Origin of the sequence: Neptunomonas phycophila (assembly GCF_001922575.1) — a bacterium.
GTDB classification, from domain to species: Bacteria; Pseudomonadota; Gammaproteobacteria; order Pseudomonadales; family Balneatricaceae; genus Neptunomonas; species Neptunomonas phycophila.
This window is the reverse complement of record NZ_MRCI01000001.1, coordinates 1463257-1489847: the sequence shown is the minus strand read 5'-3', so window position 1 is coordinate 1489847 and position 26591 is coordinate 1463257. Positions and strand designations below refer to the sequence as shown.

Annotated in this window: 24 protein-coding genes and 1 tRNA gene; 6 read left to right on the top strand and 19 right to left on the bottom strand. The window is 43.2% G+C overall.

What is annotated here, in order from left to right; translation table 11 throughout:
- Nucleotides 1-225: 225 nt before the first annotated feature.
- The gene (gene gcvA, locus BS617_RS06835; protein ID WP_075172100.1) at nt 226-1155 is read right to left on the bottom strand and encodes a transcriptional regulator GcvA; all 930 of its coding nucleotides are present in this window, start codon (nt 1153-1155) and stop codon (nt 226-228) included.
- A gap of 123 nt (nt 1156-1278) precedes the next feature.
- Here gcvA and BS617_RS06830 point away from each other — a divergent pair, with 123 nt between their 5' ends.
- Nucleotides 1279-1467 (top strand): RSP_7527 family protein, encoded by a 189-nt coding sequence (locus BS617_RS06830; RefSeq protein WP_075172099.1) that lies wholly within the window; start codon nt 1279-1281, stop codon nt 1465-1467.
- 145 nt (nt 1468-1612) lie between these two features.
- Complete coding sequence (locus tag BS617_RS06825) at nt 1613-2719, top strand: beta-ketoacyl-ACP synthase III (protein ID WP_075172098.1); 1107 nt, start codon at nt 1613-1615, stop codon at nt 2717-2719.
- Nucleotides 2720-2733: 14 nt separating this feature from the next.
- Here BS617_RS06825 and BS617_RS06820 read toward each other — a convergent pair whose 3' ends face one another.
- From BS617_RS06820 to BS617_RS06765, 12 genes are all read right to left on the bottom strand, one after another.
- The gene (locus tag BS617_RS06820; RefSeq protein ID WP_075172097.1) at nt 2734-4377 is read right to left on the bottom strand and encodes an amino acid ABC transporter ATP-binding/permease protein; all 1644 of its coding nucleotides are present in this window, start codon (nt 4375-4377) and stop codon (nt 2734-2736) included.
- A complete protein-coding gene (gene cydD / locus BS617_RS06815) occupies nt 4364-6088 on the bottom strand; it encodes a thiol reductant ABC exporter subunit CydD (protein WP_075172096.1) in 1725 nt (574 codons plus the stop codon). The genes BS617_RS06820 and cydD overlap by 14 nt, the downstream gene beginning before the upstream one ends.
- 5 nt (nt 6089-6093) lie before the next feature.
- Nucleotides 6094-6201 carry a cytochrome bd-I oxidase subunit CydX gene (gene cydX / locus BS617_RS06810; protein ID WP_075172095.1) on the bottom strand — a complete coding sequence of 36 codons (108 nt, stop codon included), beginning with the start codon at nt 6199-6201 and terminating at the stop codon, nt 6094-6096.
- A gap of 46 nt (nt 6202-6247) precedes the next feature.
- Entirely contained in the window at nt 6248-7384 is a 1137-nt protein-coding gene (cydB, locus tag BS617_RS06805; protein ID WP_075172094.1) for a cytochrome d ubiquinol oxidase subunit II, read from the bottom strand.
- Between the two features lies 1 nt (nt 7385).
- Nucleotides 7386-8966 carry a cytochrome ubiquinol oxidase subunit I gene (locus BS617_RS06800; protein ID WP_139303189.1) on the bottom strand — a complete coding sequence of 527 codons (1581 nt, stop codon included), beginning with the start codon at nt 8964-8966 and terminating at the stop codon, nt 7386-7388.
- Nucleotides 8967-9152: 186 nt separating this feature from the next.
- The gene (locus BS617_RS06795; protein ID WP_075172092.1) at nt 9153-11033 is read right to left on the bottom strand and encodes a SurA N-terminal domain-containing protein; all 1881 of its coding nucleotides are present in this window, start codon (nt 11031-11033) and stop codon (nt 9153-9155) included.
- A gap of 63 nt (nt 11034-11096) precedes the next feature.
- Nucleotides 11097-11173 (bottom strand) — tRNA-Asp (locus BS617_RS06790).
- Between the two features lie 37 nt (nt 11174-11210).
- Nucleotides 11211-11486, bottom strand: a complete 276-nt coding sequence (locus BS617_RS06785; protein WP_075172091.1) for an HU family DNA-binding protein — start codon at nt 11484-11486, stop codon at nt 11211-11213.
- Nucleotides 11487-11619: 133 nt separating this feature from the next.
- Nucleotides 11620-14046, bottom strand: coding sequence for an endopeptidase La (gene lon / locus BS617_RS06780; RefSeq protein ID WP_075172090.1), 2427 nt, complete (start codon nt 14044-14046; stop codon nt 11620-11622).
- A gap of 238 nt (nt 14047-14284) precedes the next feature.
- Nucleotides 14285-14878: a Fe-S biogenesis protein NfuA gene (gene nfuA, locus BS617_RS06775; protein ID WP_075172089.1), complete on the bottom strand. Its 594-nt coding sequence runs from the start codon at nt 14876-14878 to the stop codon at nt 14285-14287.
- A gap of 247 nt (nt 14879-15125) precedes the next feature.
- Nucleotides 15126-16109 (bottom strand): glycosyl transferase family protein, encoded by a 984-nt coding sequence (locus BS617_RS06770; RefSeq protein WP_075172088.1) that lies wholly within the window; start codon nt 16107-16109, stop codon nt 15126-15128.
- Between the two features lie 82 nt (nt 16110-16191).
- Nucleotides 16192-16917, bottom strand: a complete 726-nt coding sequence (locus BS617_RS06765; protein ID WP_075172087.1) for a glycine-rich domain-containing protein — start codon at nt 16915-16917, stop codon at nt 16192-16194.
- Nucleotides 16918-17106: 189 nt separating this feature from the next.
- Between BS617_RS06765 and rlmD the strand changes: the two genes are divergently transcribed.
- Complete coding sequence (rlmD, locus tag BS617_RS06760) at nt 17107-18465, top strand: 23S rRNA (uracil(1939)-C(5))-methyltransferase RlmD (protein ID WP_083609959.1); 1359 nt, start codon at nt 17107-17109, stop codon at nt 18463-18465.
- Nucleotides 18462-19100 carry an RluA family pseudouridine synthase gene (locus tag BS617_RS06755; protein WP_075172086.1) on the top strand — a complete coding sequence of 213 codons (639 nt, stop codon included), beginning with the start codon at nt 18462-18464 and terminating at the stop codon, nt 19098-19100. Before rlmD ends, BS617_RS06755 begins: the two co-directional genes overlap by 4 nt.
- A gap of 29 nt (nt 19101-19129) precedes the next feature.
- Here BS617_RS06755 and BS617_RS06750 read toward each other — a convergent pair whose 3' ends face one another.
- The 3 genes from BS617_RS06750 to dapA all read right to left on the bottom strand — a co-directional run bounded on the left by BS617_RS06750 (nt 19130) and on the right by dapA (nt 22442).
- Nucleotides 19130-20077, bottom strand: a complete 948-nt coding sequence (locus tag BS617_RS06750; RefSeq protein ID WP_075172085.1) for a 2-hydroxyacid dehydrogenase — start codon at nt 20075-20077, stop codon at nt 19130-19132.
- A 110-nt stretch (nt 20078-20187) separates the two neighbouring features.
- A complete protein-coding gene (gene bamC, locus BS617_RS06745) occupies nt 20188-21543 on the bottom strand; it encodes an NlpB/DapX family lipoprotein (protein WP_075173474.1) in 1356 nt (451 codons plus the stop codon).
- Between the two features lie 20 nt (nt 21544-21563).
- Nucleotides 21564-22442 carry a 4-hydroxy-tetrahydrodipicolinate synthase gene (dapA, locus tag BS617_RS06740; protein WP_075172084.1) on the bottom strand — a complete coding sequence of 293 codons (879 nt, stop codon included), beginning with the start codon at nt 22440-22442 and terminating at the stop codon, nt 21564-21566.
- A gap of 147 nt (nt 22443-22589) precedes the next feature.
- Between dapA and BS617_RS06735 the strand changes: the two genes are divergently transcribed.
- Nucleotides 22590-23057: a peroxiredoxin gene (locus tag BS617_RS06735; protein WP_075172083.1), complete on the top strand. Its 468-nt coding sequence runs from the start codon at nt 22590-22592 to the stop codon at nt 23055-23057.
- Nucleotides 23058-23121: 64 nt separating this feature from the next.
- Here the strand turns inward: BS617_RS06735 and BS617_RS06730 are convergent, their stop codons facing one another.
- Both BS617_RS06730 and BS617_RS06725 read right to left on the bottom strand, forming a co-directional pair.
- Nucleotides 23122-24207 (bottom strand): AI-2E family transporter, encoded by a 1086-nt coding sequence (locus tag BS617_RS06730; protein WP_075172082.1) that lies wholly within the window; start codon nt 24205-24207, stop codon nt 23122-23124.
- A complete protein-coding gene (locus tag BS617_RS06725) occupies nt 24204-24455 on the bottom strand; it encodes a sulfurtransferase TusA family protein (protein ID WP_075172081.1) in 252 nt (83 codons plus the stop codon). Before BS617_RS06725 ends, BS617_RS06730 begins: the two co-directional genes overlap by 4 nt.
- A 119-nt stretch (nt 24456-24574) precedes the next feature.
- Between BS617_RS06725 and BS617_RS06720 the strand changes: the two genes are divergently transcribed.
- Nucleotides 24575-26005 (top strand): M48 family metalloprotease, encoded by a 1431-nt coding sequence (locus BS617_RS06720; protein ID WP_075172080.1) that lies wholly within the window; start codon nt 24575-24577, stop codon nt 26003-26005.
- Here the strand turns inward: BS617_RS06720 and BS617_RS06715 are convergent.
- The gene (locus tag BS617_RS06715) at nt 26002-26580 is read right to left on the bottom strand and encodes a TetR/AcrR family transcriptional regulator (RefSeq protein WP_075172079.1); all 579 of its coding nucleotides are present in this window, start codon (nt 26578-26580) and stop codon (nt 26002-26004) included. The two genes, BS617_RS06720 and BS617_RS06715, sit on opposite strands and share 4 nt — an antisense overlap.
- Nucleotides 26581-26591: the final 11 nt, after the last annotated feature.

Here is a 26591-nt window from a genome sequence, read left to right as displayed (position 1 = left end):
CTCATTGCAGTCAAAGGCATGTATAACAAATCCACATTACTAATAAAATTTTTTTTAGTTAAAAATTTGATTTTTTTGCATCTCTAGGCTACGACTCTTAATTAAATTAATAGAGCCTGAATACAAGAGAGGATTTAGAAGATTTTTGCAGGAATGTATCGATATTTCAGTGAAAAAATACCACTGACACTTGTCGCCAATCGACAACTATAATGAGCAACTACGTTAGTTATTGGACTGAGAAACCATGCTGTTTTCTTTAATAACTGAGCCATCAAGCATCTCTTCAATAACCCAATCTTTAAAGGCTTGCATGCCATAAGTTAATAATCGATTTTTTTGGTAAACCAAATAAAACGATTTATGTGTATCCATCATTAAATCAAACGGGACAACCAGTTTACCCTGCTCAATTTCACGTGAAGTAAGCGTGCTATCGGCCAGTGCAACGCCTAGGCCCTCTTGAGCAGCTGCCGTTGCTAATTGACTACTAGACAACTGCAGTCCTCGGCTAAAGCCCGTATATTCTACCCCTGCTAATTGCAGCCACTCTGGCCATTCATACAATCGCTTACTCACATGTATGAGTGTATGCCTACGTAAATCAGCGGGTTGAATTAATGGACGAGATCCCGACATAAGCACAGGGCTGCATACAGGCACTTGGAAAACATTACGCAGAAAATGCACTTCAATGTCATGCCAATCTCCATGACCAAAATAAACGGCCATATCAACTGCCGACTTATTAAAATCAATAAGGCCTGTCGATGCACTAATTTGCAGTTCTACATCAGGGTATTTTTCTTGGAAACGGCTCATTCTAGGCATGAGCCAACGGGTTAAAAAGTTAGGTGCAACACTGATTGTAACAACGTCATTACCCGCGCTGGTTGTTATTCGCTGAGTCGCCACTTCAATTTCATCAAGGGCATGTTTGACCGAAACTAAGTATTGATGGCCTATTGGGGTAAGCTCAACTTTGCGTTTGTTTCTTCTAAACAGAACCAACCCTAAAAATTGCTCAAGCGTTTTTATTTGATGACTAACCGCTGAAGCCGTTATGAATAGCTCTTCAGCCGCCGCAGCGAAACTTTCATTGCGCGCTGCAGCTTCAAATACACGAATGGCGTTGAGTGGGGGTAAGCGTCTGATAGCAGCACCTCATTGATTATTTTTTCTCATCATTCTACTGAGAAATGATCGTTTGTCCAATTCCGCATTCGACCTTAGTATACCTACATACCTTAATCAATTGAGCTTAACCGGAGGCTTAACATGCATACTCAACACAGCATCAAAACAGATTCTACTGGCAACGTCGACACTCAGTATTACATTGATCGCGCTTACCAAATGCGTCGTGAATACAACGCTGAATTATTTGCATCAACAAAACGTTTCGTTAAATCTTTGTTCCGTATGGAACTACCTAAACTTCATATTGGTCGCCACGCACACCATTAATTGACGGGCACCATTTAATCTTCCGGAATACGGGGCTCCCTTGCCCCGTTACTCCATCCTAATCCTTAAATAAACACTTAACCCAACATCTGTTTTCAATACTCTATCTTTTTGTCCTATACTGCTCTAAAAAAGAAGAGCACCTATGGATACTATACGCCCTTTCATCACAGGCTCAGGCCTCTGGAAACCCGCTAATACCATCTCTAATGACGAACTTGTGCATAGTTATAATGCATGGGTGGAACAAAACATAGCACTATTTGGTGACAAGCCTCCTTTTTCCAATAGCGAATTTATAGAAAAAGCTTCCGGCATTAAAAGCCGTTATGTTATAGAAAAAGACGGTATTTTAGATACAAATAGAATGCGACCATCACTGACTGAACGCCCTGATGATGACATCTCTTTACAAGCCGAGATGGCAATAGAAGCCGCTAAAGACGCACTATGTGCAGCAAATAAGCTCCCAAATCAGATAGATGCCGTTATAGTTTCTTCATCTTACACGCAACGACCTTATCCTGCGATCGCAATTGAGGTTCAGCACGCGCTGGGAATAGACGGGTTCGCTTTTGATATGCAAGTCGCCTGCTCCTCTGGCACCTTTGGTTTACATCGAGCTTATGAAATGGTCAAAGCCGGTACGGCTAACTCGGTATTGGTTATTTCCCCGGAGTTAACATCACCTCAAGTCAACTTCACCGACCGTGACAGCCATTTTATTTTTGGTGATGTTGCAACGGCAATGGTTGTTGAAAACTCCAAAGCTATTACTTCACCTTTACATACATTTGAAATGGTCAGCGTCCGAGCGGCGACACAGTTTTCGAATAATATACGCTCTAACTTTGGGTATACCGCTCGCGCCTGCGATACAGACCCTTTTTCACCTCAAGCATTGTTCCATCAAAACGGGAGAAAGGTTTTTAAAGAGGTTTGCCCCATGGCTGCTGATCACTTAGAGAATCATGTAGCCTCTAATGGCTTAAAAACTAGTGATATAAAGCGTTGGTGGCTACACCAAGCAAATATCAATATGAATCAGCTAATTATCCGTCGTTTATTAGGGAAAGATGCAGATCAACTGACCGCTCCAATTATTCTTGATCAATTCGCCAATATAGCCTCTGCAGGATCTTTGGTTGCCTTTAATTTATATCATCAAGATATGGAGCCAAACGACCTTGGTGTTATCTGCTCGTTTGGCGCTGGGTACTCAATAGGGAGTCTGTTACTGAAAAAGATTTGATGCTCATATGGCCCTTATAGATGCAAAGATTTAGCGCGTTCATTAAGTCTTGTATCTATATGGCTAATAAATACGAGAATATTAGGCTTATACTCACCCTCTAGTGATGTGATTAAATGCTCTATGGTGTCTTGATCTAAGCCATCAAACGGTTCGTCTAATAACAAAATAGGGGCCTTGCGAATCAGCAATCTAGCTAAGGCTAGACGCTTAATCTGACCTCCGGATAAATCTTTTCCCTGAGCACTTAAAAACGTATACATACCTTGAGGTAGCCCGTGAGCCCAATCATCCAATTTGACTGCCGCTAACGCCTTCAACACTTCTTCATCGGAGGCTTCTGGCTTTCCAAGCCTAATATTAGCTGCAACACTTTGCTGGAAAATATAAGGACTCTGAGGCAAGTAACTGACATAAGCTTGATAAGCCGGTTCTCCATATAAATCGATCACCTGATCATTGATCAATGAAAGGCCTTGCGAATAACACTCCCCTGCCATTGAAGATAATAATGTCGATTTGCCACAACCACTTTTTCCTATAATAGCTAGAGTGTCTCCCACTTTAAGCGACATAGATACAATAGGGCTGCCCAAAAGCGAAGGAAGATGTACCCCTTTCCAATTTTTAAAAGAGAGCGAATCAATGTGAGAAATAGCTAGGTTGGATTTTGGTTTAACCTGCACTTCAATCTGTTTTAGCCGTTTCAAGCCAACTTTCGCTTGTGCGTGTGCTAAAAACAACTGAGCCAATGGAGTCATCAGCTCATTAAGTGCTAGGAGAGATAGCAGCAGACCAACAAACCACGCGGCATCTATGCCGTCAATCAATGTAAAGTGTTTATTTGAAGACTCATACTGAACGGCTAATGTCACGAGCAAGGTTAGCAAAGCAATTGTAACAAGATTGATTAAGAACTTAGCGACGCTCAATAACATCTGTATCTGTTTATCATTTTTTCTCTGTCGATTATCCAACTGGTGCAAGCGCGACGAATAAGAAGACCAATTCCCACGAATAGTTAACGTAATTAGAGAGGAAAATACGCTAATAAAACGACTTCGGCGATGTATACCTAATACTTGAGATGAGTAAACCCTCTTTAATCCCCAGCGCATCAAGAGATAAGGTATAACACAAAGGTGCAAAATAGCACCAACCAGCAAAGGCCACCCTAGTGAAGCATTAATATAAAAAGCCAAACAGATAACCAAACAATAGGCACCCAACGCATATAGCCAAGGGAAAAAAACCATCAACGGCCAGCGTATAATTTGGTCTACGTCTGCTACTATTCGTTGCAACAAATCGCCTTTACTTTCTTTTGAAACAAGAGCGGGATCTCTATCCGCGCGCTGATCCCAGACCCATAAACGCAACAACCTCAATAGATCAAGTAAATGACTATGAGCAAAAACTTGTTCGCCGTATTTTCCAGCAGTTCTTAATATAGCCATAAGGCGAATGATTGCCCCCGGCGTAAAGTAATTAAAAAATAGGAGACCACCGGCTAAGCCCGCAGCCGAAATAAACCAACCGGATACACCGAGAAGTGCTATGCCCGCTATACTTGATATTAACCCTAAGAGCCCGGACATAACCAACCCAGTTAAACTGGCCGTTAACAGATGCTTTAAAGACAATTTATGCAACTTCATAAAGCCCTTCCTTAGTCAGTTTCCAATGTTTATCAACCCACTCAATGGGGTGCGTATCATGACTAACGACTAATAAGGTTTTCTGCTCTGACACGCGATTAATTGTTTCTAAAACCGCTTCAGCTGTCTCTTGATCAAGGCTTGCACAAGGCTCGTCTAAAAGCCAAACATCTGCGTTGGATAATAACGCTCGCGCAATAGACAGTCGTTGCATCTGCCCACCGGACAGCCCTGTCCCTAACTCTGAAAGCTTGGTATCTAAACCGTTAGGTAATTTTCTAATAAAAATATTGGCTTTGCTTTTTTCTAAAGCGTCATGAATGCTTGCACTATCTAAATTGCTCAGGCCTAACGTAAGATTTTGACGAATGGTTCCATTAATCCATTCAGGAGACTGAGGTATCCAAGCTAGTCGTGAACGCCATTGAGATAGGTCGGCTTGTTTTATATCAATACCGTCAATTAGGCATTGCCCCCTATAGCTATCTTCAAAGCCTAAGAGAATATAAAGCAAACTGGATTTACCAACACCTGACTCCCCACTGAGCCAAATACGTTCGCCTTCGTGTATATGACCGGAGATTGAAACTAGCCGAGTCCGCTTATTCGCGTCTAAAGACAATGAATCAAAAAGTATCAGTGTTTGTGGGGTCTCACTATCTTTCAAGTGAACTTGTGTTGTAGAACTATCAATAGTTGAAGCCTCTAATATCTGCAAAATTCCTGATGCTGCTGCTTCTGCTTTTTGTTTGGCGTGATAGTCTTGCCCTAATTGGCGTAAAGGAAGGTAAAACTCAGGGGCTAATAACAACAAGAAAAAAGCATTAGTCAAAGTAACAGGCGAAGAACCCAGCTGCCAAGGCAACTTTTCGAGCAAACCTAGTCCTAAATACAAAGCAACCATTGCGATAGATAATGAAGCGAAAAGCTCTAAAGTAGCAGTCGATAAAAAAGCGAGACGCAGTACCCCCATAGAAGTACTTTGATAAGCTTTTGCACTTGATGAAAGCCTTTCCCTTGCATCTTCAACTCTTGAGAGACGTCTAAGCTCAGATAAACCTTGGTTCATATCCATAAATTGATTGGATAACATAGCCAGCACTGAAAACTGCTTTCGGTTAGCATTTGCAGCTTTATGCCCCACCAGAACCATAAAAAAAATCACTAAAGGTGTCGTCAATAAAAAAATGAAAAACGTAATAAGCGATATAGGCAACACCGTTAGCAGTATAATAAATGGGACTACAGTCACCATAAATGTCTGCGGTTTATAACGCGAATAATAGTCATCTAAGGCATCGACCTGCTCATAAACTCGAGTCGATAAAGCGGCATCTTCATCAATAACCGATCGTTTAGGCCCTAAAAAAGTTAATTCGCTTAATAATTTTTCCCGCAAATTGAAACGAATGTTACGACTCGCTTCAGAGGCGATAACATCTCTGCTGAGATGTAAAACTGATCGCAAAAGCCACGCTAACAGGCCTAAAATCAACATAAAAAACGATAACGTATTAAATGAGACGAGATCGGCAAAGAGGTTAGATAAAGCCCACGCTTGGACAACTATCAAAAGCCCTGCCAACATGCCTAGCACATTCACATAGCGATATTTTATACGTTGAAAACCGACTAAATCTTTCAGGAATAACGTTTCATTAGTAAAAGAGCGCCCTTGATGGCGCTCTTTGTTTTTAGAGTCTTGATTCATTTAGCTCAGGCTTCCTCTTCACCCTCATACCCTTTAAATTCGAGCCAAACAGCATTAATGATGCCAAATGAACACGCTAGCAGCACACCCAGAATCCAAGCAAAGTACCACATATCTTATTCCTCCACCTTGAAGCCACGCTTCAAAGTTATTTACATATTAATACAATGAGTGCGTATTCTTTTCTATGTGAGCTTTACTAATACGCCCGAACATAACCCAGTAGCTCCATAAGGTGTAAATCAAAATAATTGGCACAAAAACACACGCGACAAAAAACATGATTTTAAGTGTCATTTCACTGGATGTTGCATCCCAGAGAGTCAAGCTCATTCCGGGCTGTGAAGACGACGGCATTAAAAAAGGAAACATTGATCCCCCAGCGGTAACTATAATGCCCGCGATACCCAGCGATGAACTCAAAAAAGCCAATGCGCCTTTACGCAGAGCACCAGCCAAACTAGCTACTAACATGCCAGCAACCCCCAACACAGGCGCAAGCATTAACACAGGATATTTTTCATAGTTATTCAGCCATGCTCCAGATTGAATCTCAACCGACTTCATTAATGGAGTTAAGACGTCATTACCATTCACCTGGCTGGTGATCACATACCCATCTATTCCAAAAGCTAACCACAAACCTGCAAGCACAAAGCACAAACATGCCAATAACCCCGTGATTAATGTTGCGCGTGCAACTTTGATTAGCAAGTGGCCATCAGTCTTCATCAGAAGCCAAGCCCCACCTTGAGTCATGATCATTAGTAAGCTAACAACACCGCATAACACAGCAAAAGGATTCAATAGAGCGAAAAACGTGCCTGTATATGTCACCCGAAGGTAGCTATCAAACTCAAAAGGTACTCCTTGCAATAAATTACCAAATGCAACACCGAAGATAATTGGCGGCACAGCAGAGCCGAACGTAATCCCCCAGTCCCAACTATTACGCCATGAAGGGTTCGGTAATTTAGAACGGTAATCGAAGCCAATGGGTCTGAAAAAAAGCGCGACTAAGGTCAAAATCATTGCAAAGTAAAAACCCGAAAAAGAGGTCGCATAAACAATAGGCCATGCTGCAAAGAGCGCACCACCGGCGGTTATAAACCATACTTGATTTCCATCCCAATGCGGGGCAATGGAATTAATCATTACGCGACGTTCGATATCATCGTTGCCAACTATTCTCAGCAGGCTACCTACTCCCATATCGAAGCCATCGGTTACCGCAAAACCAATCAGCAAAACACCTATCAATGCCCACCATATTAGTTTTAATAATTCATAATCCATTTTACTGCTCCCCCTGAACGCGCATTTGAGCTATGTCACCTTCTAAAGCATAGCGCCCTGTATGTAAGCTGGATGGTCCTTTTTTGGCGAATTTAATCATTAGGTACATTTCGGCAAAAAGGAAAACAGTATATAGAGCAGTCATCAAGCCCATCGATAGCCAAATCTCGCCTGCTGACAGACTAGATACGGCGACATGTACCGGTAATATTTCTCCTATTGCCCATGGCTGCCTGCCATACTCAGCCACAATCCACCCTGTTTCACAAGCGATCCACGGAAGCGGTAGACTACATAAGATAATACGAAGAAATAAACGGTTGTTGCCGATGCGTCGACGCGCATTTTGATAAAAAGCAGTGGCAAAAATGATTAGCATGATGAAACCTGCCGCGACCATAATACGAAAAGCAAAAAAGATAGGCGCTACACGAGGGATACTATAATCAACAGCTTGATCTATCTGTTCGGAGGTTACGTTGTTTATGTCATCCGTAAATGCAGTAACTAGTAACCCATAACCTAAATCGTCTTTTACTTTTTCGAAATTTTCTTTAACAAGTGCGTCTGTAGAACCCGAGCGCAACTCATCAAGCAATTGATTAGCATAAATGCCATTTATTATACGTTGACGGTTATGAGCCTTTAGATCCGCTATCCCTTCCACCTCCTCAGTAATAGAGCGTGTTGCGATTAAACCTAAGACTCCTGGGATACGAATAGCATATTCCGTCTCCCCTATTTCCTGATTCGGAAAACCAATTAGTGTAAAAGCAGCAGGGGCTTCATGCGTATGCCATTCAGCTTCGACAGCAGCCAGCTTAACTTTTTGAACATCACCTAGCTCATAGCCAGACTCGTCACCTAAGATAATGACACTGAGAATAGAAGCCAAACCAAAAGCCGAAGCGATAGCAAATGAACGCCGCGCAAAGGGTAAATCGCGATTTTTTAGTAAGTAATAACTGGAAATGGCTAATACAAAAACCGCACCTGTTACATACCCTGCTGACACAGTATGAACAAACTTAACTTGCGCTACAGGGTTAAATAGCAAAGCGCCGAAGTCGACCAACTCCATTCGCATCGTTTCATAATTAAACTCTGACCCAACAGGATTTTGCATCCATCCATTAGCTATCAAAATCCACAAAGCCGAAAAGTTAGAACCCAATGCAACACCCCAAGTCACTAATAAATGCTTAAGCTTGCTTAGGCGGTCCCAGCCAAAAAAGAACAAACCAACTAAAGTTGATTCTAGAAAAAAAGCCATTAAACCTTCAATGGCTAGTGGAGCTCCAAAAATATCTCCCACATAATGGGAATAATAAGACCAGTTTGTTCCAAATTGAAATTCCATGGTTAAACCGGTTGTCACGCCTAAAGCAAAGTTGATCCCAAACAACTTTCCCCAAAACTTGACCATGTCTTTATAGACTTGTTTTCCGGTAATAACATAGACCGACTCCATGATGGCGAGAATGAATGACATTCCCAACGTCAGGGGAACAAAAAGGAAATGGTACATTGCAGTTAAAGCGAACTGCAATCTAGACAGCTCTACTACAGCTTCGTTAATGATCATCATTTTGACCTACTTCTGCATATTTAAATTAGGCGCTTAACACAGTAAGAAGCACCTACCACTAAACTAGTGCAGATTAAAATAGGCCCACATTTAAATCATTAACTTACATCAACAAATGCTAATATACATAGACAAAAAAAAGCCTAGCAAACAAGCTAGGCTTTTTCATATACGTCTGTTCTATTTACGCTCAATTTCAGCGCTATCAGTAACGGACTTAGCAACCATTTTATACGCTTCCTGACCTTTCATTGAGGCTAAATATTGCCCCATTGCGTTCAACGTATCTTCATTTTCTGCCGCTTCTGATTGAGTCACAGCAGTTAATTGAATGACCGCCACACTTCCGTCAGCTAATACAGCTTTAGAGGCTGTAGGAGCACCATCAGGATGCGGCATAGCAAATAGTTTACCAACCACTTCGGCGGGAGCTGAAGAAGCTGAACGGCTAAGCGACTCAAGCGCATTTACCTGAGCATCATCAGCAGCCATGGATAATGATGTACCGCTATTTAACGCGGCTAATTTACTATCAGCTTTTTCATTCAACGCTTTTGAAGCATTATCATAGGCTATTTGATCTCGTAACTGATCAGAGACTTCTTCTAACGATAGCTCTCGAGGCTCAAAATGGTCTTTGACGCGTAAAACCATAGTACGGTCTTGATCAATCTCTATCGGCGTACTATTGAGTCCTTCATTTAATTGCTCATCAGCAAATGCCGCTTCAATTACTTGAGTGTTACTCGTAAACACATCCGCCCCACCAGAACGATCAAAAGGCTCACTCACTTCAATAGGTAAGCCCATTACTTCCGAAGGCTCAGCAAGGTCTCCTGCTGAATACGTGGTATCCGCTAATTGCTCTAAGCCTTCTACGTATTCAGACTCAACTTTACGAGTCACGATATCATCTTCAAGAGAACGCTTTAATTCTTCAAATGAAGGCATTGTAGACTCGGTTTCGCTGATCAGTTTGATGATATGGTAGCCAAACTCTGTACGCACTGGCTCAGAAACATCGCCAGGTTTTAACGCAAGCATCGCATTGTCAAAGGGCTCAGATAGCATACCCGTTGTTATATTACCGAGATCACCACCGGATTGAGCCGAGCCAATGTCGTCCGATTCAGCTTTAGCTAGCTCATCAAACGCAGCACCCTGATCCAATTGCGACTTAATTGATTCAGCTTTAGCTAGCGCTGCTTCATCATCTTGGTCAGGAGAAATTTCAACCAAAATATGCGCTACATGACGCTCATTTTGCGGTGCAAAGGACGCTTGACGCTGTTGGTATTCAGACTGTAACTCTTCATCAGTAACAGTTATCGCATCACGCATCGCCTGCTTATCAAGCACAATGTACTCTATAACGACCTGCTCTGGCGTTGTTAACGAACTACGCTCTTGATCATAGCGAGCCTTAATTTCATCGTCGGTGACTGCTACTTTAGCGGCTTCGATATCTAACGGCATAGTAAAGTAGTTACCTGAACGCGTTTGCGTTTCAAGGTCAACTACCTGTTTTAGCTGCGCTGGCACAACAAACGATGAAAGCTGATAAGCATTAGCCTCTTGAGCTAAGATTCGCTCTTTGCGCATCAAGTCACGATACATAAGTGGCGTTAAACCAGCGTTACGAAGTACCGCCTGAAATTGATCCGAATTAAACTTCCCGTCAATTTGGAAGTCAGGCGTTTCTATGATCATTTGATCAAGCATACGATCAGAAACATACAAACCTTTATCTTGCGCCGAGATCAATAAAGCTTTTTGTTCAATTAAGCTTTCTAAAACCATACCGCTGATCACATTCTCATCAAGCAATGCAGGGTTTGCATTCTCGCCCATTTGAGAAAGCAACTGACGACGCTGTATTTGCGTTGCCTGATACAGTTCTTGCTCAGTGATCTCTTCACCATTTACGCTGGCTGGCGCGTTGGAGCCTGCCGTTAGACTGACTAACGATTCGACACCAAACAGTGCGAAAGTAACAACGATTAAACCAACAATAACTTTAGCGACAATACCTTGAGAATTATCGCGAATCGATTGCAGCATGATTCACCTAGTATCCATTGTTCAAAAAAAAAGCGCATTCCCAGAATGCGCCTTTTTCAAAAGTGGCGGAACGGACGGGACTCGAACCCGCGACCCCCTGCGTGACAGGCAGGTATTCTAACCAACTGAACTACCGCTCCAGATTCGGGATTAAAACGCTTACGCGATTAGCCCCTATTACTTATTAACTGCGTCTTTAAGCGCTTTACCCGGTTTGAAAGTCGGCAATGTAGCCGCAGCAATTTCAATTGGGTTGCCTGTCTGAGGGTTACGACCTGTACGTGCCGCGCGCTCTTTTACAGAAAAAGTACCAAAACCAACAAGTGCTACTGACTCACCTTTCTGCAAAGCAGAAGAGATAGAATCTAAAGCACCGTCTAATGCGCGACCAGCAGCTGCTTTTGGAATGTCTGCAGATGCTGCAATTGCGTCGATTAATTCAGACTTGTTCACGATGTTCCCCTTTATCGAGTCGATTATTTTTTATGTTCTGTAGTCCATGCCCAGCACAAATATCTCGCACTTTATACCAACTGGCAGAAACAAGTGTCAAGCTCCAACCCCCTGATTCTGCCTATGTTTCCGGTTAATGCGTGTTTATTTGTCCTGTTTCAGACTTAGACGATTTTTTTTCTGAAGAAGCAGCTTCTACTTCTTCATCTGATAGCGGCTTAGGTTGATAAGTCAAGGCAATTTCAAGAACTTCATCAATCCATTTTACGGCCTTAATATCTAGGTCGGCCTTAATGTTATCAGGTATTTCTTTCAGGTCACGCTGATTTTCATCAGGAATGACTACCGTTTTAATACCACCACGGTGCGCGGCTAATAACTTCTCTTTTAAACCACCAATTGGCAGTACTTGTCCACGCAACGTAATTTCACCTGTCATCGCTACATCAGCCCGGACAGGTATATTAGTCAGCGCTGAAACCAGAGCTGTACACATGCCTATACCCGCACTTGGGCCATCTTTTGGCGTAGCACCTTCTGGAACATGAATGTGGACATCATTTTTCTCATGAAAATCCGCGGGAATACCTAAAGAACGTGCTCGACTTCTAACCACAGTCAAGGCGGCCTGTATAGATTCCTTCATTACATCGCCTAGGCTACCCGTAGTGACTTGCCTACCCTTACCCGGTACAACAGTGGATTCTATTGATAAGATATCACCGCCTACTTGGGTCCAAGCTAATCCTGTCACTTGGCCAATTTGATCTTTCTCTTCAGCTAAACCAAATTTACATTTTTGGATTCCGCTGTAGTGCTCTAATTCTGCAGATGTAATCTTAACCGGAGCTTTCAATTTGCCTAAAGATAAATCTTTTACGACTTTTCGGCAGATTTTAGCAACTTCTCTTTCAAGTCCACGAACACCTGCTTCACGCGTGTAGTAACGGATCAAACCTGTGATGGCGTCATCGCCCACTTCGATCTCTTTATCTTTAAGCCCATTTTGCTTGATCTGCTTTGGCACAAGATATTTACGCGCAATGTTTAACTTTTCATCTTCTGTGTAACCAGGGATGCGTATTAGTTCCATTCTGTCCAGTAACGGGCCAGGGATATTCATGGAATTAGATGTACATACGAACATAACGTCCGATAAATCGTAATCCACTTCCAAATAATGGTCATTGAATGACGAGTTTTGCTCAGGATCAAGCACTTCTAATAACGCAGAGGAAGGATCACCACGATGGTCCATACCCATTTTGTCGATTTCATCAAGTAGGAATAACGGGTTTCGAACACCCACCTTCGCCATTTTCTGAATCAACTTACCAGGCATCGAACCGATATACGTGCGACGGTGTCCACGAATTTCAGCCTCATCCCGCACGCCACCTAAAGCCATACGCACATATTTACGGTTAGTTGCGCGCGCAATAGAACGGCCTAGAGAGGTTTTACCGACCCCAGGAGGACCTACTAAGCACAATATTGGTCCTTTGAGCTTCTTAACCCGTTTTTGGACGGCTAAATACTCTAAAATACGCTCTTTGACCTCTTCTAACCCAAAGTGATCTTCATTTAAAATCGCTTCGGCCTGAGCCATATCATGGCGCACTTTTGAGCGTTTAGACCAAGGTATTTGCAGCATCCAATCGATATACCCACGTACAACGGTTGCTTCAGCGGACATTGGGGACATCATTTTGAGCTTATTATACTCTGCTAACGTTTTATCGTACGCCTCTTTGGGCATACTCGCTGCATCGATCTTATTTTTCAGTTCTTCAATATCGCTTGCGCCATTCTCATCGAGGTCACCCAACTCTTTCTGGATGGCCTTCATTTGCTCATTGAGATAGTACTCACGCTGGCTTTTTTCCATCTGCTTTTTAACACGACCACGGATCCGTTTCTCGACTTCAACAAGGTCGATTTCGGCTTCCATGAGTGACATCAAATGCTCTAAGCGTTGGCGATTATCAAGCATTTCGAGAATGCTTTGCTTTTCATCCAACTTTAATGACATGTGAGCCGCAATCGTGTCTGATAAGCGGCCTATATCATCAATATTCTGTAGTGACGTGAGCACTTCAGATGGTATTTTTTTGTTAATTTGTATAAAGCGATCAAACTGCTCTAATGCTGTGCGCTTATAAACTTCACTCTCAGCTGCACTTAACTTTTCAACAGGCAAACTACTAACAGTCGCCGAAAAGAAACCTTCATCGTCTGCGAGCTCATTAATTTGTGCTCGATAGTCACCCTCAACCAAAACTTTAACTGTTCCGTCGGGCAGTTTTAGCATTTGCAAGACACTGGCAACGGTACCAATATTGAAGAGATCGCTAGCTACAGGCTCATCGTCAGAGGCATTTTTCTGGGCTATCAGTAAAATTTCTTTATCACCCTCCATTGCTGCTTCCAATGCTTCGATAGACTTTTCACGGCCAACAAACAAAGGAATAACCATATGAGGGTACACAACAACATCGCGTAGCGGCAGAACGGGAAGCTCTACATGTAACGTATCGGCATTAGCTTCTAACTTATCCATAGTGGATTTTGCCTCTCTACAGGGCACCTTAGGTTAATAGATAGTAAGCCTAGGTGCGAAAAAATGGACATTAATATCAAAAATAATTTATGGGGACGCTAAACAGAAAAACAAGTTAACATACTCACATTATTGCCCGATATTGAATGACAAGCTCTTGGAGTTATAGCAACTCATTTGTAAACACGCAATGTGGATGCCGCATACAGACACCCTGAATGCGGCCAAGGGAGGATGTTTATTTATAGTACGCGTTATCTGTCACCGTGTGATCGGTTACATCTTTAACAGCGACTAAGCCAGGAAGCCTTTCTATTAATGTTTTTTCGACCCCATCTTTAAGAGTTAGGTCAACAGCACTACAGCCCTGGCAACCACCGCCAAATTGTAAAATGGCAATGTACCCTTCTTCTTCCTCTAGCAGCTCCATTAGCTTTACTTCACCGCCATGAGAAGCAAGGCCAGGATTGATTTCAGAATATAAGATATAGTTGATTTGCTCATTCATCGGGCTGTCAGATGACACTTTAGGGACTTTAGCATTTGGGGCTTTAATCGTGAGTTGGCCACCCATGCGGTCCTGAGAATAATCGACTGTCGCTTCTTCTAAGTAAGGAAGGCTGTTGCGCTCAAAATAGAAACGCAAATGTTCCAATTCTAAAATTTCATCTTCTGGATTGATTTCATCCGGGCGACAATAAGCCAAACACGTTTCAGCATACGGCGTACCGGGCTGTGTAACAAACATTCTTACTGCGATACCTTCTACGTTCTGCTTTTCAAGCAGATCAGCCAGATAAACTTCTGCGCCTTTGGTAACCGTCATATTCATAATAAAACACCTGATGACCGACTTACATTTACACTCAGGATACACGCATTGCAATCCTGAGTAAATTGATCAGCTATTAGCTATAGTAGTACTTTTTACATTGTGTCAGCTGAGCCTGTAGAAGTGATTATTGGTGCGAAAACAATCTTTTCAAGTAACGGTATTAAATTCGCATTACTTAGCCATAACAACGCCTGCTTTATCAAAACTCAAGCACCACAATTATGCATTGCCCGAACAAACTATATTAAAAACGCGCTTTATTACGCCGTTTCCAATACAACTCAGCTAATGGCACCGCCGAAGCTTGATCCTCCGCCTTACCTAATAAAACGAGTAAAGCAGCGAGTGTTGATATTAAAGCCCCTTCTCCATACTCATGTGTCAGTTCGCCGCGCCACAATGCTAATAGCTGGTCTGTTTCGAGTGTCTCCTCTTTTACTAATCGACGAGGATAAACACGAGACCAAATCTGATCTGATAGCTGACCTTCTTTTATCCATCTAACCTCACAATCTGAATCGGGTTTTAGCTCAGCCTCACCACCATCCCCTCGAATCGTTAAACTATGTTGAACACCTAATAAGTGGCTAGCTTTTTGGTGCATAGGCGCATAAGCCGGATGGAAGACACCATCGACTGTGCAGCTTGCAGAAAGAGGATTTATAAGTCGGCACAACGTGTGCACGGGTGAACGCAAACCCAAGATTGATCGCAATTCAATAATTTCACCAAGTCGCGGTACAAGAGTATTAATAGACATAAATGCAAAGCTGTGTGAGTCTAAGGCCTGCTGCACCTCATCCCATGTTTGGGAAGCTGACATACCAAACAAAGACAGCATATCTTCAGTGTAAATCCGTCCGGGTGTATGCCCACGAGAACCATGCATGAACACACGCACACCTTCCCCCGATAATACAAAGGCCGCCAGCATATACCACGGAAGTTGGCGCTTTTTACCCGCGTAGGACGACCAATCCAAATCGACTTGCAGAGAACTTGGCGCATGAGCGTGTAAGCGAGCGGCTTTCACAAAACCGGTAAGCTCCTCGGGCGACTCTTCTTTGACTCGAAGCAACATAAGAAATGCACCTAACTGCTCGGGGCGTACTTGATCAGTTAGGATCATGCTCATTGCGTCAAAAGCCTCATCCTCAGTTAAAGAACGAGACCCTTTTTTGCCTTTTCCTAAAATACGTACAAAGGGAGCAAACGGATGTTCTGCCACAATTTTTCTCCTAGAAACGATTGGAACTACTATATCGCAAAATAGAGAAGTTAGTGTGAGACACGCGCAAAATGTAAGCTAGCTATTTGCTCAAACTGTTCGTAAAGAACGAAAATGTCGGCGATGGCTGAGTGGAATCGACATCAGGTGCCGCTTCTGACTCATAAGCTGAAGAACAGGAGGCCCCACATTTTGCGTTACTCGTACAGCCAATCCGTGCAACTGGAAAGTTCTTTGTATCATTCACTCCCTCTAAAGCCTCACCAACAAGCGAATAATAAAAGCCATCTTGTACTTTAAGCAGCTCGTCAATTGCAAACAATAAAGGTAGCGCAGGCGGGTTTACATGATCAATTTTTTCTCGTTCACACGATAGCCGCCATGCCCTTTTTAGACTTGCATTGCCCATGTGTTGTGCGGGATTGTTAAGGGGCAAACTTGGCACATGATCTAAGAAGCGGCCCAACCCCTTTTTACAAAACTTACGATACTGCGCTGTAAATAAAATAAATTCATGCCACGCCTCGTCTACAACTTTTGATGGCATAGCGACTGCGTTGTTACCGGCGACATTACAAATATGAAAGTACGAACGTAAACCATCCAAGATCATATCGATATCTGAATCGTTAAAGTGAGGGTACTTTTCTAGCAGTTTATTTCGAATAGTGTCGGGAAATTTGTATCGATTTATGTAAGGGAGTCGACGTTTATGGCGCCTCAAAAATAAAGCTAATAGTAAGTTCAGTAGAATTGCTACCGTTAAAATCAAATCAAAATTAACGCGAGTACCGGCCTCAGTAAGCACATCATGTTCCTTATGCTGCTAATCTGAATAACTTCTTCCTTGAATTCATGCGGCTTTTGCATGATTACACGCAGAATTTGCGCCCAGTGACAAAAAAAGTCAAGGCAACACACAATTTCAATCAACACAACAAACCGATCCGGTAATGCTTTGTGCTACTATAGCCGCGCTCAAATTCAGGATACCTCTATGAAAAAAAATGCCATTCGCTTTGGCCGGCCTGCCCCGCGCAAACCTGCATCGTCCAATGCCCCCTTTACAGTAGATATTGAACGATTAAGCCATGATGGACGCGGCGTCGCGCGCTTAAACGGAAAGACCATTTTTATTGAGGGAGTGTTACCTGGAGAGACAGTTATAGCCAAAGTCACACAAACACATAAACGGTTTGACGAAGCCTCTGTGCAATCAATCGTTACACCATCCAGTGAGCGTGTAAGCCCAACCTGCGGGCATTATGAAGATTGCGGCGGCTGCCAGTTACAACATTTAGCTACGGCTGAACAAATACGTTACAAAGAAGAAAATGTGCTGAGCCTTCTACAGCGAATGAGCAGCATTACCCCAGCACAAATAGATGCGCCTATTCTATCTGACGCTTTCGGATACAGGCGATCGGCTAGGGTCGGACTGAATGTCTTGCAGCGCAACGATGAAGTCATAGCAGGGTTTAGACGACGCCAGTCAAACAAACTTTTACCCATTAAACATTGCCCAGTTTTGTCGCCCCGCCTAGATGGAATCTTTACTGACCTACAAAAGAGCTTATCTACCCTGAGCAACCCCAAACAACTTACACATGCCGAAGTACAACTGGGTGATGCAGGTATAACCTTGACACTACGCTGCAAAGGCAGTTTAAAAAGCAGTGACAAAAAACTGCTTAGCACATGGGCAGAACAAAAGGCATTCAATCTATTTATTCAAACAGATACAAAGACACTAAACCTACATCAGCAACATGACGACTATTATCAGCTGCTTAATGGCAACTTAAGACTAGACTTTGCTTCAGGTGATTTCTTACAAGTAAACCCTGCCGTTAATGATAAAATGATTGACCAAGCATTGAGCTGGTTAGCCCTAGACAAAAGCGACAACGTACTCGATTTATTCTGCGGTTTAGGCAACTTTACTTTACCCATCGCCCCCTATGTTAACCACATTATCGGTGTTGAAGGTATCGAAAAAATGGTTGCACAAGCAACCGCTAACGCAACCCGCAATAACCTTACTAATGCCCAATTTTTTCGGGCGGATCTGAGTAAAGATCTATCAAGCGAAACATGGCTTAATAAGCCTATAAACAAAATAATCCTAGACCCTCCTAGAACCGGCGCATACGAACTGTTAAAACAATTGCCCGCAACAGCAACTGATATTCTTTATATTTCTTGCGAGCCGTCGGCATTAGCGCGAGATGCAGAACTGTTAACCCAAAAAGGCTATTCGATGGTGCGCTTTGGAGTAATGGATATGTTCCCACAAACGAACCACGTTGAATCGATGGCGCTATTTCAAAAAACAACAAAAGGTAAGAGCTCATGATAGAAGAAGTACAGATTCCAGTACTTTACCAAGATGAGCACCTGATTATTGTAGATAAACCAGCTGACGTGCTTTCAGTTCCTGGACGCGGGCCTGACAAACAAGATTGCGTCATTAGCCGAGTGATCAATCAAGGCTTTACCAGCGCTAAAATTGTTCACCGCCTTGACTACGCCACTTCAGGATTGATGGTAATTGCCCTAACGCCAGAAACTCACAAAGCGTTGAGTCTATTGTTTCAAAATAGAAAAACTGAAAAAGCCTACGAGGCTATAATTCATCAATGCCCTACTGAAGATAACGGTATAATTACAGAGCCTTTACGTTGTGACTGGGAAAGAAGACCTTTACAAATAGTGGACTACGAACACGGTAAAGCCTCAACTACTCATTGGAAAATACTAGAGCGTATGGCCAATAAGGCCCGAGTTGAGTTAACCCCCATAACCGGGAGATCACACCAACTCAGGGTACATATGCAGTGGTTAGGCCACCCGATTTTAGGCGACCACTTTTACGCAGAAGAAGACATACAAAAAGCGGCCGATCGTTTATTGCTGCATGCAAAGATGCTCAGCTTTGTGCACCCTCAAACGCAAGTGCCAATGCATTTTACATCAGCCCCAAGCTTCTAAAACCACACATGCTGATTTAGGAACAAGGTTTAAACAACTCGACGTTCGCCCTGCTCACCACTCAAGAACACGTTAACGTTTTCTATGGTTTGCTCAACTATACGCTGACGTGCCTCTTTGCTTCCCCATGCAGAATGAGGCGTTACAATTAGATTAGGCACACTTGAATCAAGTAAAGGGTTACCGTTTTTAGGGGGCTCTTCTATTAGCACATCGGTAGCCGCCCCTGCGATAACACCCGACTTTAACGCGTTAGCCAATGCCTGCTCATCCACAATCCCTCCACGTGCCACATTGACCAAAAAAGCACTTGGTTTCATTAAATTTAGCGCTTGTTCGTCAATTAGATTCTGTGTAGCGGGTGTTAGAGGACAATGCAGCGTTAACACGTCAACCTGCGGGAGCAGTTGCGCCAGAGGCAAACGATTTTCTCGACAGTCAGACTCATCGCGACGTGCAATCAGCACTTGCATACCAAATGCTTTTGCAATCTGCGCAACGCCTTGACCCAAGCTACCATAACCGACAACACCTAATGATTTACCGGCTAGCTCACTGATGGGATAGTTAAGCAAGCAAAACTGATCCGACTTTTGCCAATCGCCCGCTTCGACAGACTGCTGGTATTGGATTAAGTTAGTGTGGAGCGCAAGTATCAAGGAAAATGCATGCTGAACAACCGACGGTACGCCGTAAGCTTGGCAATTAAACACCGCTATCCCACATTGCTTAGCGGCTTCTAGGTCAACATTATTTGTTCCTGTAGCCACTATGCATATTAACTTTATTTGACTTGCCTTTAATAAAGTCGCATCCAATTTTACTTTGTTTACAATCACAACATCCGCGTTTTGTATACGAGGCGCGATATCTTTCTGGGTTGTTTTATCAAAGATAGTTAACGATGAGAATGCTTTTTCTAAACCCGATAGATCCAAATCACGTAAAGTTTCAGCATCTAAAAAAACGGCCTTCATTACTACTGCTCCTGCATCTTTATGCTTAATAACTGGTGAGGACTGGTAATTTTTCGATAAAAAAAGGGGCTGGAAAGCCCCCTTTTTTATCGCTTATGTAACGCATTGCATTACATTGAGTCTTTCAGATCCCAGAGAATTTCTTCAGCTACTTGAGCATCGGCATCCTCACCTTGATCATCTAAAACGGATACCAGAATACCCGAGCGGGTACGATTCAACTTAATCTGATATCGACCAATTTGCTGGTATACATCACCATCTTTGCTAATTCGCCCTTTAGAAGAGCCTGAGTTAAAGACGTACACTACTCGCCCGGCCAGCCAAATTTTATAGCCATCTTGAGCCGATAGATCTTCTGGATCCCCAAACTCTTGCACTAGTTCTTCAGCCGATTTCGACGTGTAGCGAATATCATCATCACCTTCGTCATCTACACCCACTAAAGCACCTAGTGTCCCTGTATTTAACGTGATATCACCACGATCGGAGAACATCCACTCAAAAAAGCCTTGGCTTTTCTTTTCGATCGGTGTCGTGGTTACGTACGTCATGTAAAGCAACCCTTGCTTTTGATCACGCGTACCTATATCCATGCCTGCGCTGTCTGCTGCCTTGTTAACCTTTTCCCATGCTTCATCCGCTGAATCTTCGAGCTTTAACACAGGGTTTCCACTAGAGTCTCGCCCAAGCAAAGGGCGTGCATTTTGGTGGTTCTGCATAGACAGTAAGGTTTGCTCAGCAGACTGATCTGATGCTTTACTCATGTAGCGTAATAAAGAAAACATCATATCTGTTTTATAGCCAACATCGGCCGAATCTTGCTGCCAATCCACCTTATCGACTTGCTCGTTCTTGGAGAACTGAGCATGCTGCATAACAATTGCAGTACGCTGTTCTGCGTCTTTTTCAGGACGCAAGGTAACACGTATTTTATCCTGTGTGCCTTCGGGTATGTTCTGCAAGGTTAAATGCTTTATCCAACGATCTACCGCATGATATTCAGGGCCATTGGTTTCGATCCAGTCAGTCTCAATCACCCCATCACGCGCATCAGCATTAGCCACTTTGATATTGTTGTAGGCAAAGAAGTCCAACACTTTTGTCCAAGTAACATCAATTGGCTCATCAACAACGATGATTTTTTCACCACCTTGACGCTTCAAGCTAACGGCATCACTGCCTGTATCAGCATAGAAAAACTCTGGCCGTGGGACTTCAAAGCCACTTTGCAAAGCACTCGAAGTTTCACCAACTTTTGGAATTACCAGTAGATCATTTGTCTGCTTAGCCCGTAAACTTGGCGGAATTTCTAATCGCTTAGCAACGGTTGCTGTTTCGTACTCCTGATTTCGATCTCGGATAATCCCGTTTTCACCATAAATCGGGTTCTTATCGATCACACTGCAACCGCTGATCGTCGTGATAGCAACTACCGACGTGACTGCAGCGGGAAGCAACCGCATTTTAATCAAAGCAATACTCCTTACTTAACTAAACCAATATCGACTAAAGCCTGCTTAACAACAGGGCGGTTCGCCTCTGACAAAACGGTCAAAGGAAGACGTATACCCTGACCAATCAACCCCATTTCATGCATAGCCCATTTTACGGGTATGGGATTCGCTTCAACAAACAAGTGCGTATGGGCCGGCATCAGCTGTTGCTGTAATGCGCGTGCTTTGTCAGCCTCCCCCGCCAAACCTAATTTGCAAAGTTCTGACATCTGAGCTGGCGCAATGTTCGCTGTCACAGAAATATTTCCGTGGCCACCCGCTAAGATGAGCTCGATTGCCGTTGCATCATCGCCCGAATAAATAGCGAACCCTTCTGGTGCTTTGGCAATTAAATCACGCGCTCGCTCAACATCACCCGTCGCTTCTTTGATACCAACAATGTTTGGAATTTCAGCTAAACGCAATACGGTTTCCGTAAGCATATCGCATGCAGTACGACCCGGTACGTTATACAAAATTTGAGGAATATCAACGGCTTCTGCAATCGCTTTAAAGTGCTGATAAAGCCCTTCCTGAGTAGGCTTGTTGTAATAAGGTGTAACAAGTAAACACGCTGATGCGCCAACTTTTTTTGCCTCACGAGTTAACTCGATAGCTTCACGCGTGGAGTTAGCTCCTGTACCAGCAATAATAGGCATACGGCCATTAACACGCTCAACTACGCGTTTGATAACCGCACAGTGCTCATCGCAATCTAAGGTAGCAGACTCACCTGAAGTACCAACGGCGACAATTGAATCTGTCCCGTTCTCCAAGTGAAAGTCGACGATCTTATCAAGCGCTTCCCAGTCGAGTTCACCGTTGTCTAACATTGGGGTCACAAGCGCTACAAGGCTGCCGGTAATCATTTTATTCTCCATTACATAAGCTCGAATGATTAATACAGTACATCCGAAACCCGTTCTGATATCGTATAAGACCCGATATTCTATACGAAATAAAAGCGTAAGGCGTAGTCACCATGACGCTTTTTTACAAACTGAGGTAAAAGAAATATGACAACGATTGCTGTAGGCCAGCCAGTAGCCGACTTTTCCGCTCCTGCAACAAGCGAAACCACTGTTAAACTGAGTGACTTAAAAGGTAAAAAAGTCGTTATTTATTTTTACCCTAAGGACAACACACCAGGCTGCACAACAGAAGGCCAAAACTTCCGAGATTTATTTGCCGAATTTGAAGCCAACAACACCGTCATTTTCGGAGTGAGTAAAGATAGCCTTCGTGTTCACGAAAACTTCAAAGCAAAACAGTCTTTTCCATTCGAACTGATCAGCGATCCTGAAGAACTGGTTTGTAAACATTTTGATGTGATTAAGCTCAAGAAAAACTACGGTAAAGAGTATATGGGGATCGAGCGGAGTACATTCTTAATTGACGAGAATGGTGTTCTACAACAGGAATGGCGTAAGGTACGCGTAAAGGATCATGTCGACCAAGTATTAGCCGCAGTTAAAGGTGAATAACCCCTGCCCCTATCAAAAAAGCCGATCATTTGAGGATCGGCTTTTTTATGCGTCAAATTCTGAATTATGGAGCTTTAATAACGGGACTTTCCTCATCAGCCGATAAATGTCGAGGCCAAGCATTCATGATCGCTTTCACAAAAGTTGCCAAAGGTATTGCAAAGAACACCCCCCAAAAACCCCACAGCGTTCCAAAGATAAGCACCGCAACAATGATAGATATTGGATGCAAGTTGACGGCTTCGGAAAACAATAATGGGACAAGCACGTTCCCATCTAAAGCTTGGATAATGGCGTATGCTATCAACAAATACATAAAGTCATCGCTCAGCCCCCATTGAAAAAAACCAATCAGTGCAACCGGCAATGTCACCACTGCTGCCCCGATGTATGGAATGAGAACAGACAACCCAACAATAATGCCCAACAATGCCGCATAATTAACATCGAGCAAAGCAAACGTTGCATACGTCACCGTACCTACAATCAATATCTCAATGACCTTGCCACGGATGTAATTGGCAATCTGGTCATCCATTTCATGCCATATATTGGTCAGCATATTTCTTTTTTTCGGTAAGAAAGATGTCCACCAGCCAATTAACGAGCGCCCATCCTTTAAAAAGAAAAACACTAAAATGGGTACCAAAACGAGATATACCAACAAGGTCATCACACTAGCTAACGAATTAAACGAGTATGTCAGCACCCATTGACCAGCCGAGGTTAGCTCCTGAGTCGCCAACGACATAATGCTTCGAATTTGAGTTTCAGTAATCCAATCAGGGTATTGCTGTGGCAACACAAGCAAAAGAGACTGAACCTGCTGGACCATTCTCGGCAACTCAGTAAACAAGGTTGAAAGCTGTTTCCACGCCAAAGGGACAACTATTAATAATAGTGCCAATACAAAGCTAACAAACCCCAAAAAAGTAATGAGAACTGCGCCTAAATGAGGGACTTTCTTAGCCTTTAACCAATCAACGCCACCTTGCATAAGAAAAGCTATGACTATACCTGCAAAAACGGGAGCAAGTGGCTTACCCAACGTTGCCATTAACACTAGCGTTGCCACAATCAGTATGAAGAGAAACAACGCCTCCTCATCTGAAAAATAACGATCTATCCATTTGTTGAAAATGGCCTTCATTTTTTTACCCCTAACCCACAACGAATAATGTAAATATACTCAGTCTCACCAATGAACGTATCCAGTAAATCATGGTCAGAATGCTCAATAAATACTGTAATATCGCGCACTGAGCCAGCATCGGTTGCTATAACTTTTAACACACTCCCTGATGACATTTTATGAAGTGCTTGTTTCGTTTTTAATAAAGGCAGAGGACAATTTAGCCCGGAGGCATCCAAGACAGTATCAATGTTAATATTTAGCATGAAGCAACATACTCTGCAGCAAATCAGGAAAAATTCAATTGAATTCAGGCATCTGCCCATCCAACGGGGTAAGATAATGACACGCTTCCCTTTGGCATGAAAGAGAACAGGATTACTGAATGCCCTTTCTACGACTTTTTATTTTTAGCTTTTTACTTTTACCTGTCACTTCTCATGCTGACAACAATCTGCCTATTTTTGGTGATACCACATCCGGGATCATATCTCTAAGCAAAGAACACGAGTTAGGACAGGCTTGGGCAAGATCATTACGTGGCAGCGCAAAGCTCCTGGATGACCCGATTACATACAGCTACCTGAATGATTTACTGTGGAAACTAGCCTCCCATAGCCAATTGCAAGATAGGCGGCTTGATCTCATTGTATTAGACAACCCGACTCTGAATGCCTTTGCTGTTCCAGGCGGTATTATTGGAATACATGGAGGACTCATCCTTAGCGCCGACAACGAGGACGAACTCGCCTCTGTTGTAGCTCATGAGCTGGCCCATTTAAGCCAACGCCATTTTGCCTCTCAACTAGAGGAGGCTCGCCGCAACCGACCGTTTACACTCGCAGCTTTGCTAGCTAGCATCCTAGTTGCTAGCGCAGATGGTCAAGCCGGTGCCGCCGCTATATCAACTACCATCGCCTCCCAACAATCAGCCGCACTGGCTTTTAGCCGTCAAAATGAACAAGAAGCTGATCGAGTAGGCATGCAAACCCTAGTCAACGCGGGTATTGACCCAGAAGCCATGCCTAGGATGTTCTCGCGCTTACTAAGGTCGCAGCGCTTTGATCAAAACCGTTTACCTGAATTTTTGCTTACACACCCTGTATCTGAATCTCGTATTGCAGATGCTTTAAATCGCTCAGCGCAACTGCCTGATCAGCCGGCCTCTAAAAACTCAAAAGAATACGAAATCATACGCACACGCATGACCGTACACTTTGCCAAATCGCCACAAGATTCGTATGCATTTTATCGGCAAGCAGTAGATGCCAGCCCGACGCCAACGGCTTTGTATGGCCTTGCCCTTTCCAGCATAGAAACTAACCGGTATCAAGAAGCGCACCAAGCCCTCAAGCAATTGCCCAATGACTGGCAATCAATGCTTTACATCAAACTCACCGTTGCCGAGATTTACTTAGCTCAGCAAAACTGGCAAACAGCAGTTGAGTCGCTTCAAGCGCTTAATGAACTCTACCCGTATACCTATACCGTAGAAAAACTCTTATCAAAAGCTCTAATGGCCCAAGGGCAGCCGGCTCAAGCCATACGCGTTATGAATAATATTAAACGCGACTACCCCAAAGACGTAGATAATTGGTATTTGCTGGCAGAGGCATACGGTCAAAACAATGAACGAATGAACGTGCATCTGACGCGCATCGAGTACTTCTTACTCACCGGACAAACTGATAGAGCTAATCAACAGATTACTTTTGCGCGCCGAGAGAAGAACCAAAGCCAATACGAAATAGCTAGGCTCGACCAGCTAGAGCAAGAAACCAAAGCCGTGCGCGATGCAATGAAAATGGATATTTAAAAACGAAGACTGAGGGATAACACATCCTCAGTTGATAGGCTATTGGGCACACCCAGTGCGCGGTCAACTGCTTGCTGTTTAACGATTGAAACAATAGCTCTAGCAACCAGAGGCTCTTCAACTATGGATAAGCACACCTCTACAGCCTGATTATTTAACGAATTATCCAGCTCAAAGAAAAGCGCCAATACATCACTATTGAGCTTTTGTGATTCCCCTATGCAAATACGTAATATTGATAAGTAAAACGTTTCCTGGATAAGAAGCTCATAACCATTAAGAATGACGTTGAGTGCCTGTTTATTAGCAGATGATGAACAGGTTTGAAGAGAATCAGTTTGAATTTTTTTTGCGGAATCAAAAACAACCATGGATAACAAATGATCTGATTGTAAAATCAGCCATTCATGAAGCAATGAAAGCTTAGAAGGAAAGTTATTGTAAACTGTTGGTTTTGATACACCGGCAGTTTGCGTCACAACATCGATAGACGTCGCTTGATAACCCAAATGAGAAAACAATTGACCAGCAGTATCAATAATATGCTGCTTTTTAGATGGACGACCACGTGCCATAGATTGAATCT